The organism is Tumidithrix elongata BACA0141 (assembly GCF_036349135.1).
Lineage (GTDB): Bacteria > Cyanobacteriota > Cyanobacteriia > Pseudanabaenales > Pseudanabaenaceae > Tumidithrix > Tumidithrix elongata.
The window spans coordinates 33,524-46,759 of sequence record NZ_JAZBJZ010000014.1 but is presented as its reverse complement, the minus strand read 5'-3'; the positions used below and the strand labels follow the sequence as shown (position 1 = coordinate 46,759).

Annotated in this window: 14 protein-coding genes and 1 tRNA gene; 6 read left to right on the top strand and 9 right to left on the bottom strand. The window is 45.1% G+C overall.

Annotated features, from left to right (window positions below):
• Window positions 1–14: 14 nt before the first annotated feature.
• Window positions 15–1,424, bottom strand: coding sequence for a tRNA (N6-isopentenyl adenosine(37)-C2)-methylthiotransferase MiaB (gene miaB, locus V2H45_RS05590; protein ID WP_408648736.1), 1,410 nt, complete (start codon window positions 1,422–1,424; stop codon window positions 15–17).
• Window positions 1,425–1,640: 216 nt separating this feature from the next.
• On the opposite strand from miaB, the gene larE reads away from it, so the two are divergent.
• The gene (larE, locus tag V2H45_RS05585; protein WP_330482636.1) at window positions 1,641–2,483 is read left to right on the top strand and encodes an ATP-dependent sacrificial sulfur transferase LarE; all 843 of its coding nucleotides are present in this window, start codon (window positions 1,641–1,643) and stop codon (window positions 2,481–2,483) included.
• Here the strand turns inward: larE and V2H45_RS05580 are convergent, their stop codons facing one another.
• The 4 genes from V2H45_RS05580 to V2H45_RS05565 all read right to left on the bottom strand — a co-directional run bounded on the left by V2H45_RS05580 (window position 2,484) and on the right by V2H45_RS05565 (window position 6,584).
• Entirely contained in the window at window positions 2,484–3,056 is a 573-nt protein-coding gene (locus V2H45_RS05580; RefSeq protein WP_330482635.1) for a DUF1003 domain-containing protein, read from the bottom strand.
• Window positions 3,057–3,163: 107 nt separating this feature from the next.
• Complete coding sequence (locus tag V2H45_RS05575) at window positions 3,164–4,642, bottom strand: alpha-amylase (RefSeq protein ID WP_330482634.1); 1,479 nt, start codon at window positions 4,640–4,642, stop codon at window positions 3,164–3,166.
• A 330-nt stretch (window positions 4,643–4,972) separates the two neighbouring features.
• Window positions 4,973–5,443 (bottom strand): tetratricopeptide repeat protein, encoded by a 471-nt coding sequence (locus V2H45_RS05570; protein WP_330482633.1) that lies wholly within the window; start codon window positions 5,441–5,443, stop codon window positions 4,973–4,975.
• Window positions 5,444–5,510: 67 nt separating this feature from the next.
• A complete protein-coding gene (locus V2H45_RS05565) occupies window positions 5,511–6,584 on the bottom strand; it encodes a metallophosphoesterase family protein (RefSeq protein WP_330482632.1) in 1,074 nt (357 codons plus the stop codon).
• 265 nt (window positions 6,585–6,849) lie between these two features.
• Between V2H45_RS05565 and V2H45_RS05560 the strand changes: the two genes are divergently transcribed.
• Window positions 6,850–7,308: a nitrate reductase associated protein gene (locus tag V2H45_RS05560; protein WP_330482631.1), complete on the top strand. Its 459-nt coding sequence runs from the start codon at window positions 6,850–6,852 to the stop codon at window positions 7,306–7,308.
• 127 nt (window positions 7,309–7,435) lie between these two features.
• Here the strand turns inward: V2H45_RS05560 and V2H45_RS05555 are convergent, their stop codons facing one another.
• Window positions 7,436–7,624 carry a hypothetical protein gene (locus V2H45_RS05555; protein ID WP_330482630.1) on the bottom strand — a complete coding sequence of 63 codons (189 nt, stop codon included), beginning with the start codon at window positions 7,622–7,624 and terminating at the stop codon, window positions 7,436–7,438.
• A gap of 159 nt (window positions 7,625–7,783) precedes the next feature.
• On the opposite strand from V2H45_RS05555, the gene V2H45_RS05550 reads away from it, so the two are divergent.
• The 3 genes from V2H45_RS05550 to V2H45_RS05540 all read left to right on the top strand — a co-directional run bounded on the left by V2H45_RS05550 (window position 7,784) and on the right by V2H45_RS05540 (window position 9,682).
• Window positions 7,784–8,764, top strand: a complete 981-nt coding sequence (locus tag V2H45_RS05550) for a pentapeptide repeat-containing protein (RefSeq protein ID WP_330482629.1) — start codon at window positions 7,784–7,786, stop codon at window positions 8,762–8,764.
• Between the two features lie 76 nt (window positions 8,765–8,840).
• Window positions 8,841–8,913: transfer RNA gene (locus tag V2H45_RS05545), tRNA-His, on the top strand.
• A 178-nt stretch (window positions 8,914–9,091) separates the two neighbouring features.
• Window positions 9,092–9,682 carry a DUF3177 family protein gene (locus tag V2H45_RS05540; protein ID WP_330482628.1) on the top strand — a complete coding sequence of 197 codons (591 nt, stop codon included), beginning with the start codon at window positions 9,092–9,094 and terminating at the stop codon, window positions 9,680–9,682.
• Window positions 9,683–9,867: 185 nt separating this feature from the next.
• Here the strand turns inward: V2H45_RS05540 and petD are convergent, their stop codons facing one another.
• From petD to V2H45_RS05525, 3 genes are all read right to left on the bottom strand, one after another.
• Window positions 9,868–10,353: a cytochrome b6-f complex subunit IV gene (gene petD, locus V2H45_RS05535; RefSeq protein WP_330482627.1), complete on the bottom strand. Its 486-nt coding sequence runs from the start codon at window positions 10,351–10,353 to the stop codon at window positions 9,868–9,870.
• A 48-nt stretch (window positions 10,354–10,401) separates the two neighbouring features.
• On the bottom strand, window positions 10,402–11,049 hold the full coding sequence (gene petB / locus V2H45_RS05530) for a cytochrome b6 (protein WP_330482626.1): 648 nt from the start codon (window positions 11,047–11,049) through the stop codon (window positions 10,402–10,404).
• 297 nt (window positions 11,050–11,346) lie between these two features.
• Window positions 11,347–11,844, bottom strand: a complete 498-nt coding sequence (locus V2H45_RS05525) for a hypothetical protein (RefSeq protein ID WP_330482625.1) — start codon at window positions 11,842–11,844, stop codon at window positions 11,347–11,349.
• Between the two features lie 255 nt (window positions 11,845–12,099).
• Here V2H45_RS05525 and V2H45_RS05520 point away from each other — a divergent pair, with 255 nt between their 5' ends.
• Window positions 12,100–13,170: a PDDEXK nuclease domain-containing protein gene (locus V2H45_RS05520; protein WP_330482624.1), complete on the top strand. Its 1,071-nt coding sequence runs from the start codon at window positions 12,100–12,102 to the stop codon at window positions 13,168–13,170.
• The last annotated feature ends 66 nt before the right edge of the window (window positions 13,171–13,236 follow it).

Below are 13,236 nucleotides of genomic sequence, written 5' to 3'. Positions count from 1 at the left end.
AGTGTAGCACAAGTTTATGCAATAACACCAGTCAAACTAAAAGGTCTTGCTTCGGTAATTTGCAAATTGAGGATTTGCCCAATTAATCCTGCAAACTGTGACTCCGATAGTCCCGAATTTTCTAGAAATACCAGACGATTGCCACGCGTACGTCCCATGAGCTGTTTGGCATTTTTAGGGTTAACGCTTTCGATCAAAACCGACTCTTTGCGCCCCAGATAGCGCTGCGATCGCTCTGCTGCCTTTTGGTTCACCACATGATTGAGCCTTTGCAAGCGATCGCTCTTGACTTCTTCACTGAGTTGGTTGTCCCACAATGCCGCAGGCGTACCAGGTCGTGGTGAATAGGCAGCCGTATTCACCAGATCGAAGCTAATCTCTTCTACCATCCGCACCGTATTTTCAAACTGCGCCTCGGTTTCACCAGGGAAAGCCACGATCGCATCGGCACTGATCGAGGCATCGGGCATAATTTCGCGGATCGAATCGATAATGCGGCGATATTTCTCTTGGGTATAGCCCCGTGCCATCGCCTTAAGCACATCGTTATCGCCCGACTGAAACGGAATATGAAAATGTTCGCAAACTTTAGGCAACTCGGCACAGGCCTTAATCAGACGCGGACTAAAGTAACGAGGATGACTGGTGGCAAAGCGAATGCGCTCAATACCCTCAACATCGTGAATAAAGTAGAGCAGATCGGTGAGCGTAATTTTACCCCCCACCCCAGCACCCACCCCACCGGGGGGCAGGTCGCGCCCATAGGCGTCAATATTTTGTCCCAGCAACGTGATTTCTTTGTAGCCCTGCGCTGCTAGAGACAATACTTCTTGGCGAATTACTTCGGGGGTGCGAGATTGCTCTTTACCGCGTACGGCGGGCACGATGCAGTAAGTGCAGGACTCATTACACCCATAAATTACATTTACCCATGCTGCGATCGTGCTGTTTCGTCTTGGTTTGGTGATGTCTTCTTCAATATAGGCTTCTTCGGTAGCAGCGACTTGGTTGCCATTAAAGACTTGGGTTAAGAGGTCTTCAAGACGATTGACATGTTGAGGCCCCATCACTAAATCTAGTTCTGGTACGCGCCGCAACAGCGCTTCACCTTCCTGCTGTGCCACACATCCAGCCACGACAAGGGTGAGATTGGGGTTTGCATGTTTGCGTTTTACCTGTCTGCCCAGATAGGAATATACTTTTTGCTCGGCATTATCGCGAATGCTGCAAGTGTTATACAAAATTAGGTCTGCTGTCTCCGCTTCATCGGTGGCGGTATAACCCATATTTTCTAGGACACCTGCCATGCGTTCCGAGTCTGCCTTATTCATCTGACAGCCAAAGGTGACAATGTGATATTTCTGGCGATCGCGCTCAGTTTTGGCTAAATTTGTGGCTGAGGTCGGCAGTTGGGTGGCAGTCATAGGGAATATCGCACTAAGATGTTGGGGTAAAACGCTGGAATCCACTTGGAAGTATTCCATTTTACAACAGTTGCAAGTGGTGAAAGGTTTAGAATCAATATACTAAATACAAACTCATACCAAATTTAATTGCCTTTTTGAAAGATCGTGATTTGAGTTTCGTACAGAGCACAATCTTTCAATTTAGCAATTCCAAGTTTTTTACTTAAAGTACCTATGCATAATTCTAGACTGGAAGCCAAACTGAACCAACTGCGGCAAATATTTGCAGAATCACAAAAAGTTTTGATTGCTTACTCTGGGGGCATTGATAGCACCTTGGTGGCAAAGATTGCTTTTGATGTGCTGGGCGATCGCGCTTTAGCCGTTACAGCAAATTCTCCTTCGCTATTGCCCTCCGATCTAGAAGCGGCAAAGTCTCAGGCACAACATATTGGCATTCCCCACCAAATTGTCATGACCGCTGAGATGGAGAATCCTAACTACACATCAAATCCTGTCAACCGCTGTTATTTTTGCAAAAGCGAACTCCACGACACGCTCAAACCCCTAGCCAAGTCCCTCGATTATGATTATGTGGTGGACGGTCTGAATGCTGACGATCTCAAGGACTATCGCCCCGGTATTGCCGCTGCTAAAGAGCGAGGCGTGCGATCGCCACTTGCCGAAGTGGAAGTCAGTAAGTTAGAAGTAAGAATTCTCTCGCAATATTTAGGACTGCCTTGGTGGAATAAACCTTCGCAACCTTGTCTGAGTTCTCGGTTCCCCTATGGAGAAGAAATTACGATCAAGAAACTCCATCGCGTAGGGAATGCCGAACAATATCTCAGAGACATGGGCTGGTTAGGAGATATAAGGGTGCGATCGCTCGAAGATACTGCCAAAATCGAAGTTCCCTTAGATCGAATTGCTGATTTTGTCACAACCATAAAATTAACGGAACTCACAGAGGCTTTTCGCACCTTTGGGTTTAAGACGATTACCCTCGATCTCGAAGGCTTTCGGAGTGGCAAACTCAATGATGCGATTTTACAACGAGAAGCCATCTCTAGCATTTAATCATACGTTAGGCTCTGTGAGAGTCTGATCTTCTTCAGATACCTGTCGATCTACTTCAATGGATACCTGTTTCAGCGTTTCTTGAAGCACATCCAAAACAACTTGTGGATCTGTGGCTTGCTGCATCATTTCGGCTTCAAGATCGTAGCGATTTTGCACGTTGGGTAGATCGACACGCAATTCTTCCACCAGCGCAATCAGTTTGGCGATCTTTTGCTCGGTGAGCAGATTCAGTTGCAAGATCAAATGCGATCGCTCGTTGTCGAGTTTTTCCTGACGGGTTTGATAAATCAGGACACCCGTGGAAATCAGCAGTGCCGCCACATCAATTCCCTGCTCGTGTAAATTAAACAGAGGAAATTCCCAATCCAAAAGACCAACATTCGCCAAATAACTATAGATACTCCAAACCGTGAAGAATACAAGTTCTGCATAGAGAAACCATGGCTGACCAAAAGCCGTAGCGATCGTTTCTACAAGGCGATGATGTCCTGGAATATTTTGTTCTTGCTGAGCTTGAAGCCCAATAATTGTCTCAATATTTTTCTGAACCTGCTCTGGTAATTGGTTCATAGCTTCATCTATCCTTATACTTTTTCACTTGAACTCCACCACAACTACACTCCGCACCCTGTTGTAGATGCGGAGCGCTTTTGTAGCATGCATGGGGAGAAATGAGATTACTTCTGCGGTATCCACACAGATACAGAGCCAGCATTACATCGAAATTCTCCCCAGCCCTCGTCATTGGTTGTAATCGGTTCTTTGACATGCTCGGTGATATCAATGTAGGTGCGATTGGGTTGCCCAACTTCCATAGACTTACTCCCATTATCCCCATTACTCAAGATCACTGCCATGCTACCTGCATGTTCTTCGTCTCCCAGTCTTGTCCAACCCACTGTATTGGCATGATCGAAATAATCATACTGGTCACCGTAGGCATAGGTCTGCCGCACAAGTAAGAATTTGTCGATCAGTTCGCGATGACTATCTAACCAAATTTCGTACTCATTGCCATCGTTCCCATTATCTTTGTAGTACGCACCGTAATAGTCAGCGTAGAAAATGCAGGGATATCCTTCGCGACGCAGTAGGATTAAGGCATAGGCGAGGGGCTTAAACCAAGCTTCAACCACTGATTCCAGCGATTGTAAAGGCTGCGAATCATGGTTATCAACCAGCGTTACTGCTAGGGCGGGCTGTTGTTGTACGAGGGTATTGTCAAAAATTTGGCGGAGGTCGTAATTATTGCCTGACTTGCTGGCAATTTGGAAGTTTAAATGTAGCGGTGCATCAAACAGGCTCACCTTCCCATTGGTGGTTTCGATAAAGCTGTGGAGAGCCTCGACTTCATAGGACCAGTATTCGCCTACGGCAAATAAATCGCGTTGGGCATGGTTGCGTTCGTGTTCGATCCATTCTTGAAAAAAATGCGCGGATACATGTTTGACGGCATCAAATCGGAAACCATCAACACCCGTCGTATCGAGATACCACTCACCCCAGTATTTCAACTCACCACAGACTTCAGGGTGAGACATATCTAAATCACAACCCATAAGATAGTCAAAATTGCCTTTCTCTAAATCGACATTGCGATCGAACTCCTTCCCTTTGAGTAGGTAAACGGCATTTTCTCCTTCGTTATAGGCGTTGTAGTCGATCGCATCAAAATGCCACCAATGCCACTTCATGCTGGAATATTGCTCGCCGCGACCGGGGAAGTTGAAATGCGTCCAAGCTTTGATGGTTTGATACTCGCCGATTGGAGCATTGCGATTTTCAGGATCGAAGGGTGTGGCTTCGACTTCTTCTGCTTCATCTGCACCGAGCTTATGATTGAAGACAACATCGGCGTAGACGCTGATACCCGCAGCCTGTGCCACCTTAATCGCATGGAGGTATTCTGCTTTTGTACCATATTTCGTTCGCACCGATCCCTTTTGGTCAAACTCACCAAGATCGAATAAATCGTAGACTCCATAGCCGACATCGTAACCACCGCTTAAACCTTTGTATGCTGGAGGCAGCCACACGGAGGTAATTCCAATCTTAGCCAAATCTTTAGCGGTCTCTGCTAGCTGGTTCCACAGGCTGCCATCTGGTGGCACATACCAATGGAAATATTGCATCATAACGCCATTAGGTTCAGACATAAAACGGTTCTCCTACGAAGAAATTACAGTGATTAATTCTTTGAGTCGCACGCTCAGTCGCCTACGATCTGAATTGTACAGGGCGATCGCACGGGTTTCTTTGCCTTTTTTAAAATCTATCTTAAGAATGACCCACACCACAGAAAATCACACAGCATTCTTCTCAGATTGGGGATGCTCTTGGCCACACTTGAGAGTCAGCTTTTCTTAGAATCCCTTCGTAAAGAACGTAAATCTACTTCCGCAATTCCTCAATCCCGATGCTGTATCGATCTGCATCTCGAAAACCAGAACTTCCAAAGTTGTCCTCGATCTCTAGAAATATCTTCCTTAATTCAGCATAGCCGTACATTCTAAAATCAACTTTTGGTTGATCAAAGCATAGGGCTGAAGTTCTAAGACGCGGCGAAAAGCTTTGATGGCAGACATATAGTCACCGAGGGCGGCATAGCATAATCCCATCCCGTGAATCGCGCCAAAATGGATAGGATTGAGTTCGATCACATGTTGACAATCTTTGAGCGATTTTTGATATTTACCCAAGGTGTAATAGAGGACAGCACGACGATTCCAAGCTTCCGAAAAATCGGGTTGGTCGTTGATTAATTCTGTGAGTAAATCTTCTGCCCTTCTAGTTTCGCCCTGCTCTAATAGGGTTTGACTCTGCCGAATTAGATCGAGTCCATAATCACCCTTTTGCATAAACCAAATTTGCCAAAGTTCCTGAGTTGCCTGCGTGCGAATGTCCTCATCTTCGCTCTTTAAATCTTTTAATAAAGAATCAATAGGTGGCTGACTCATCGCGGTAATGGCTCTAGTCAATGACTAGGTGAGGGCTGTTGTTTGACTGTTCTCTCCTTAGATGATGCTACAACATGAGCGTAACATCGTTATCGGCAGGGGGGGAATCGCTAAAGGCTTCAAAGTAAGTGCGTAGGTAAGGTGGAAACTCAGGAAAGCTAAACTTAGCATCCCCATTCGCTAGATCCGCCCAAAAATAGCGTAGCTGAGGCATGAGCGTTTCAGCTACTTCTAAAGATAGATTTAGTGGCGGCTGGGTCAAAAGCTTTCGGACAAAGGGGTAAGAGCGATCGCCCATCCACTCCCTCGAAAAATGCTGTAAATCGGGCTGTTGCGGGAGCGATCGCACTCGAAAAGACTGGACATTTAGCCTTGTAGCCTGTTCGCTTTGCTCGTAGGTCAGGACGCGATAGGGATGAGGATAGCTGATCAGCGAGCCTGTGGTGATTTCATAAAAACCATAGCGATCGCTCCAAGCAATATCCTGAACATGTAAGTGACCTGTAAATACCAATTGCACGCCCGCTTGTTGCAGCAACTCACAAAAAGGCTCAGGATCGTCAAGTAGATAGCGCTGCCCCAGTGGATTTTTTGACTGATTGGGCATATGTTCCAAAATATTGTGGTGGATCGTCACCAAGGTCAATTGGGCAGAGCGATCAGCAAGGATGGTTTTAAGCCAATCAAACTGTTCGCGATCGAGCCAACCAATCTGCTTACCATTGTCATCAAACCAATTGGAATTTAGCCCAATCAAACGCACGCCCGGTAAAATTTCCTGCGCGTAATAGAGCTGGTTCTCGGGCTGATGGTCGTAGCCAAATTTTTGATAGTGGGGCGTAAATCGTTTGAAACAATCGGGGGTGGACAAATCGTGATTGCCGGGAATGACATAGACAGGGTAGGGCAATTGTGCCAAGCGATTCGCCAGCCAAGCATGATTTTCAGCTTCGCCATGTTGGGTCAGATCGCCGGGTAAGAGCAAAAAATCTAGGTCAAAATGCGATAAATGGTCTAAAACCACCTCTAGAGCAGGAATGCTGAACTCAACTAGATGAAATCGCCCAGGGTGCTCGTAAATCGTACTAGGTAAGGCAATATGTAAATCCGAAGCGATCGCAAACTTAAAACTCAGTCCCATAATTTAATCAATCAAAGAGGTCATAATATTTAAAACTCCTAAGCAAATCATGAAGGGATGCCTTGAGTCACAGGAGACGAATCACACATAACTGAATCATAAGTCTCAACAAGGCTAAGTAGCAAGGCGCGATCGGTACACAGCTATTAGCTGTTAATTGAGTCATACGAACTGTTAGCTTTTTTGCAAGCTTTACGATTTCTGGGTTTGAGAATTCGGGCGATCTAAACCGATCTAAAATAGGCGTTATTTATTAGGCTCGGATATGACTCAGTTCTTTCAGTTTGAAGCTGACTTTGTGGAATCTTTGCGTTGTATTCCCATGCAAGTGAGATTTAAACTCGATACCTGTGGCATCAAACTCAAACTGCAACATTGGCACCAATTTACTACAGCCCAGCGTCAAACCTTGGTTGACCTACCCTGCGAACGGGAAACAGAAATCTTTAACTATCGTTCCCTATTAAGAACTTGGGTATTGGAATATTCAGGCACTTACCCTAGTGAGTTAGAGATTGCGAGCAATCCTGATTGGCTCAATGCGACGACTATTCCCGAAAGCGTACATCTAAAATCCCTAGAAGTAGGGCACACAATTCGCTTAGAACAATGGCTGGCGTTAAGCCCGTTGCAAAGATTTGCCCTCATCAAGCTCAGTAGTTCTAACCATGAGAACAGCAATTTTTTCCCCGCGTTAGAAGAATTCCATCTATCTCAAACTTAACAATCTTTAGTCTTTCACTGAGCGATGTTGGGGCTGAAAGGAAGATCGACAAAGAGAGTGATTAGGATTTGCACTGGGTTCCGAATCACTCGTCGAAGTAACTGCAATGGAAGGGAATTAGACCGAACTATAGCGCTTTCGTCGGAAGCTGCGTTACAACGGCTTCAACTGTAGCTGTTTGCTTTTCTCGATCGACTGACGCGATCGCCCAGCGTAGGGGTTCGCCTTGTTTAGAGATTTCCTCAGCGATCGCTTTCACTAAGTCAGGCTTTGCTTCGTTTAGGTCAATTTCAGCCGTAATAAAATGTGTAGTCATAGGGATAAATTTACTCAAGGTTAAGACGCAATCTTGAGAACGATCATAGTACAAGCGATCGCCAAAAAATTAGCAGGAAAGTTTTGGTGAAAGACGTATGATAGAAATCTCTGAGCTTTCTATTCCTCAAGCATGGTTCGATAGGCAAGGTTGACAGACATGATGCAGCAACGTCTCGACCAAAGGCAAGATCGCAAAAGCCTCGATCTTTTAAGTTCGTCTTCTCATGTAGGTTTAGAGCTAAGTTCTGTGCCTACTTGTGATGATGCGGTTTTAGGCGATCGCCCGCCTGCTAAAAGTTTTAGAAATCCTGCCGTTCTAGGGGGCAGAGCAGGTGCAAAACAAAGATTTCACGCACGCTATGCTGCGGGGGAACGGAACTTTAGCGATGAGGATCTAAGCGGTTTCGATCTGAGTTTCTTCGATCTCACTGCCGTAAACCTAGCCAACACAAATCTTTCAGAGGCTATTTTCTGTCATGCCAATCTCCAAGATGCCAATCTCAGCTTTGCCAATTTAAAAAATGCCAATCTTGCCCATACCAACTTGAGTAAGAGCGATCTGCGGCGTGCCAACTTAAGTGGCGCCAACCTGAGTCAAGCAAATTTTTACTCAGCAAAGTTATTGATGGCTGATTTGAGCTATGCCAATCTCAGTAACGCTCATATCCGTGAGACCCAACTCTTTCTTGCCAATCTTAGTAACGTTAACCTTAAGGGCGCTGAAATTAGAGATATTGACCTCAGTAACATTAATTTGAGCGATGCCAAACTAAGAGATCTCGACCTCTGCGATCTCAATCTCAGTGGTGCTAATCTCAAAAATGCCGATCTGAGTAATGCCAACCTACGGCGAACCAATTTTACCCATGGGATTTTAGATGAAGCCAAACTCTGGTTTGCCGATCTGAGTAATGCCGATCTGAGTGATGTGAGCTTTCAAAATGCCAATCTGCTTGATGCCGATCTCAGAGACAGTCTACTTACCCGTGCCAACTTTCAGAATGCCAATCTGTTTGATGTCAATTTTGAAGGAGCGGTGGGCTTGACCGTCAAGCAAATTAAAGCGGCATCAAATTGGGAAAAAGCCTACTACGACTATAATTTTCGCCAGTTGCTCAATCTGTCGTCAAAAGGATAAACAAAATGATTCAAGATCCTCTTTAACTTAAGACGCGATCGATGCTATTCTATGTTTTGTCCAATTTTTACAGATGGCGAGCGTAGCCAAGTGGTTAAGGCAGTGGTTTGTGGTACCACCATCCGTGGGTTCAAGTCCCATCGTTCGCCCTTTTGGGGATAATATTCCCAGCAAACACAAAAACGAATATAGGGGTAATGCTCCTATGTTTGGTCTATGGGTTTGGGAAAATACATAGGGCTTACCCGACAGTTTCATTAGCTTGTGTTTCCTCTACAAGTTGGTTAAGCTGACTGCTGGTTGCTGACCACTCATCGCTTAATAATTATGGAAGAATCTTTTATTCGACAGCTAGTTTGGTTAGATTTTCGCCTTGCTTTGATATTCACAGTTTTTTTGCCCTTGGTTCTTTTAATCTGGGCATTTAAAGCAAAATCTAAGGCAATCCAGCGATCGCTGATTATTTACTGGCGAGTGGCAAGCTTATTAGCAATTACGGTCTATATGATGATAGGCAGCCTACCCATTAGTTTTCTAGCAGGGTTAGTTGCTAGGATCTTGATTCCAGTTTCCCTTTGGTTTTGGGAAGATCTCAATGAAGACATCAATGCCATGCGAAGTAGCCTAAAACCACTCTACAAAGCTTGGCGATGGGCTGTTACCACCTATTGCGCGATCGGTGCTGGTATCAGTCTTGTATTCTCTAACTGCGCTTTTGCCCCCTTTGAGAAACAGAGCAGTATTTGCAAGATTTGGTTTGAGCCACCGCTTGGCTATAAAGATATTTTTCATCATGGGATTGAGCCTGAGAAGTTAGCCTTCTTTGGCATTGTTGGTCTAATTGTCTATGGTCTTTACCTTGCTGCTTTTGTGGCATTTAGCCTACCCAAGCAAGGTCGTATCGCTTTTCGAGAATAGAAGAAGCTTCTCATTGTTTCTGCCGCTTAAGCGAATCGCTTAGCCCATATAGCAATCCTCGATGATTTTTGCGTAGAAGCAATTCACGAATTGTCCCTACAGGTCTAATAAAAAATCCGCATTCCCCTTAAGGATGAATGCGGATTTTTTGTCTATGGAATGTAACTTAGCTTGAAGGAATTAACTTAAAACAAGCCCAAGGTTAGAGACTTAGCGATCGGCATGGCTGCTCCGATACCCAAATAGATCGTAAACAAAGTACCGAACAAAAAGGCGGTCATTGCTACTGGACGACGGAAGGGATTTTGGAACTTGTTCACATTCTCGATGAAGGGAATTAAGATCAAGCCCAAGGGAACAGCAGACATCAAGACAACCCCTAGCAATTTGTTAGGAACTGTACGCAGGATTTGGAATACTGGATACAAATACCACTCAGGCAAAATTTCTAAGGGCGTTGCAAATGGATTTGCAGGTTCGCCAATCATGGCAGGGTCTAGAACTGCTAGACCGGTGCAAAGAGCGATCGAACCTGTAATTACCACTGGGAAGATATAAAGCAAATCGTTTGGCCAAGCGGGTTCACCGTAGTAGTTGTGACCCATGCCCTTTTCTAGCTTGGCTCTTAAAATGGGATCGTTTAGATCGGGTAGCTTTTCAATTTTTGACATAAAGCAGCTTTTAGTGATTAGAGGAAAATGGCAAACGATAAGGACGAGTTACAAAGGTCCTGAAATACCTTGCTTGCGAATCATGAGGAAGTGAGCCAACATGAATACGGCAATCAACCAAGGAAGTACAAAGGTGTGCAGGCTATAGTAACGAGTCAAAGTACCTTGACCGACGCTTGCGCCACCACGTAATAGTTCGGTAATTGTCCCACCCACAATAGGAATGGCTTCAGGTACGCCAGAAACGATTTTCACAGCCCAGTAGCCAACTTGATCCCAAGGTAAGGAATATCCAGTTACGCCAAAAGAGACGGTCAATACTGCCAAGATTACGCCAGTTACCCAAGTCAGTTCACGGGGTTTCTTAAAGCCACCTGTGAGGTAAACGCGGAAAACATGCAGGATCATCATTAGCACCATCATGCTAGCAGACCAACGATGGATGGAACGAATCAGCCAACCAAAGTTAACATCGGTCATGATGTAACGGACTGAGTCAAAGGCTTCAGCTACAGTTGGTCTGTAGTAAAAGGTCATGGCAAAGCCAGTAGCAAACTGAATTAAAAAGCAGGTGAGCGTAATCCCGCCCAAGCAATAGAAGATGTTGACATGGGGAGGCACGTATTTACTGGTTACGTCCTCGGCGAGCGCCCCAATTTCAAGGCGTTCGTCAAACCATTCGTAAACTTTACTCATGAATTTTCTAAGAACCTAAGATTGCTTAACGAGAATATTTATTGTTGTTGTTGTAATTGTAAGATATTTTAATACTTCTCAAGATCCCCGCCAAGTAAAGTCAAGCATTTGTTCAGACAAGAGCGGACAAAAGCACAGGCTGTTTTCAGTAGATTTTTACCAAAGCAATCCTAAATTTAGTTGGCATTAAGTTGTCATTAAATTTGTAGCGCAGGCATCTTGACTGCACAACCTAAAAATCCAAACGACAATTCACAAACAATTAAGGCTGCGATCGCTCGCTATTCTGAATTTGTTCTAGCTCCGATTGGATGCGGTGCAATGCTCTTTGAGCCACGTACTTACAGCATTGGCGATCGCACCGTCGCTCACATCTTCAGGTGGGGCATTGCTGATGCGGGTAAATGCCATAGATAAGCGCCAGCCTAGCTTCGTGTCAGAAATAAATAACCAGTAGGCGCGTTGGGAGGTCTCGACCTTGCCTGGCTGCCTTTCGAGCACAGAGAAAAATACCTGTTGCGGATCGTTTGGACTGGGACTGCGATCTTTGGCAAGAGGCAGGGGTTCGAGTTCGGGCAAGCTGACGGTGATAATTTGTCGCTTAAAGCCCAAGCGCGTGTAGGTGCGGGTGAGATAACTGGGTAAGTCTTTGGCGATCGCCTTTGAAAGCGTTTTCAGTTCGCTGGGACAAATTTTGGGGACGGGCTGGGCGATCGCTGGCGAAAGTCCAAAGTGCAAAGTTCCTAGACTTAAGCAGGCGATCGCGATACGTTGCAGGATTGTGGGTCGAATCACGCTTTATCTAAGGGATTGGATGGTGAAGACGCGATCGGATTTTATCGCATTTTTCTATGTACATTTGCTAGCGTGCATTTACTCAGCAATTCTCATTGCGACTATTCTGAAGAGGCTGGGTGAAATTAAGCTAAAAATCCCATAATCAGCATTGCAGTGCGATCGCCCTGCTCGAAGGAGTTCTAGCTGCACTGTCAAAATAAAGTTAGCGGTTATCGATGATATAAAGCTAAAGGTATCCATTATCCATAAGCCATGGCAGACGATAAAATCGAAGATTTTCATAACTATGAAGATTTTCTGCAAGATCTGAAAGAGCGTATCCGCACAGCGCAAGTACGGGCAGCACTAGCTGTAAATCGAGAATTGGTGATGCTGTACTGGCAAATCGGATGTGACATTCTCAGTCGCCAGCAACAGCAAGGCTGGGGTGCGAAGATCATCGAAAAGTTATCCAAAGATTTGCAACAAGAGTTCCCCGATATAAAAGGGTTTTCGTCGCGAAATCTCAAGTACATGAGGACTTTTGCCGAAGCTTATCCTGACGAGCAAATAGTGCAACAGGCTGTTGCACAAATTCCTTGGGGGCATAATGTACGCATTTTAGACAAGGTAAAAAGCACTCAAGAACGCCTTTGGTACATACAATCAACCTTTGAGTATGGCTGGAGCCGTAATGTTCTTGAGCATCAGATTGAGAGCGATCTATATCATCGGCAAGGCAAAGCAACCACGAATTTCGATCGCGCCTTACCTCAATCTCAGTCTGACCTAGCTAACCAACTGCTCAAAGACCCATATTCGTTCGACTTCCTGTGTCTGAGCGAGGATGTAAAAGAGCAAGACTTGGAACGCTCGCTCATCGAGCATATCCGTAAATTTCTACTGGAGTTGGGTCTGGGATTTGCTTTTCTGGGTAGTCAATATCCGATTGAAGTCAGCAACAAAGAATATCGGCTGGATTTGCTTTTCTACCATGTCAAGTTGCATTGCTATGTGGTGATCGAATTGAAAGCAGTTGAGTTTGAACCTGAATTTTCGGGCAAGATGAATTTTTACGTTGCCGTAGTGGACAGCCTGCTGCGATCGCCTCAAGACGAACCAACCATCGGCATTATTCTCTGCAAGTCAAAGGAAAAGACAATTGTTGAGTTTGCCCTTCAGGGAATGCAGACACCGATAGGAGTTTCCACTTATCAGATGCCCAAGCATTTGCAAGATAACCTGCCAACCATAGAGCAACTGGAAGCCGAACTGGAGACAATTATAGATAATGCTTCCGAGTCTGACATCAGCTTGAATTCCAAGCTGAGTGACAGGAATTAGGTTGCCTCAGTTGTGAAATCCTGAACGAAGATATCAGCTTTTCAAGAACTTCTATTGCGACCATTC

What these genes read in the sequence shown, in the direction of transcription:
- miaB (WP_408648736.1), bottom strand. Translation starts at nt 1,424, where the DNA reads ATGACTGCCACCCAACTGCCGACCTCAGCCACAAATTTAGCCAAAACT.
- larE (WP_330482636.1), top strand. Translation starts at nt 1,641, where the DNA reads ATGCATAATTCTAGACTGGAAGCCAAACTGAACCAACTGCGGCAAATA.
- V2H45_RS05580 (WP_330482635.1), bottom strand. Translation starts at nt 3,056, where the DNA reads ATGAACCAATTACCAGAGCAGGTTCAGAAAAATATTGAGACAATTATT.
- V2H45_RS05575 (WP_330482634.1), bottom strand. Translation starts at nt 4,642, where the DNA reads ATGTCTGAACCTAATGGCGTTATGATGCAATATTTCCATTGGTATGTG.
- V2H45_RS05570 (WP_330482633.1), bottom strand. Translation starts at nt 5,443, where the DNA reads ATGAGTCAGCCACCTATTGATTCTTTATTAAAAGATTTAAAGAGCGAA.
- V2H45_RS05565 (WP_330482632.1), bottom strand. Translation starts at nt 6,584, where the DNA reads ATGGGACTGAGTTTTAAGTTTGCGATCGCTTCGGATTTACATATTGCC.
- V2H45_RS05560 (WP_330482631.1), top strand. Translation starts at nt 6,850, where the DNA reads ATGACTCAGTTCTTTCAGTTTGAAGCTGACTTTGTGGAATCTTTGCGT.
- V2H45_RS05555 (WP_330482630.1), bottom strand. Translation starts at nt 7,624, where the DNA reads ATGACTACACATTTTATTACGGCTGAAATTGACCTAAACGAAGCAAAG.
- V2H45_RS05550 (WP_330482629.1), top strand. Translation starts at nt 7,784, where the DNA reads ATGATGCAGCAACGTCTCGACCAAAGGCAAGATCGCAAAAGCCTCGAT.
- V2H45_RS05540 (WP_330482628.1), top strand. Translation starts at nt 9,092, where the DNA reads ATGGAAGAATCTTTTATTCGACAGCTAGTTTGGTTAGATTTTCGCCTT.
- petD (WP_330482627.1), bottom strand. Translation starts at nt 10,353, where the DNA reads ATGTCAAAAATTGAAAAGCTACCCGATCTAAACGATCCCATTTTAAGA.
- petB (WP_330482626.1), bottom strand. Translation starts at nt 11,049, where the DNA reads ATGAGTAAAGTTTACGAATGGTTTGACGAACGCCTTGAAATTGGGGCG.
- V2H45_RS05520 (WP_330482624.1), top strand. Translation starts at nt 12,100, where the DNA reads ATGGCAGACGATAAAATCGAAGATTTTCATAACTATGAAGATTTTCTG.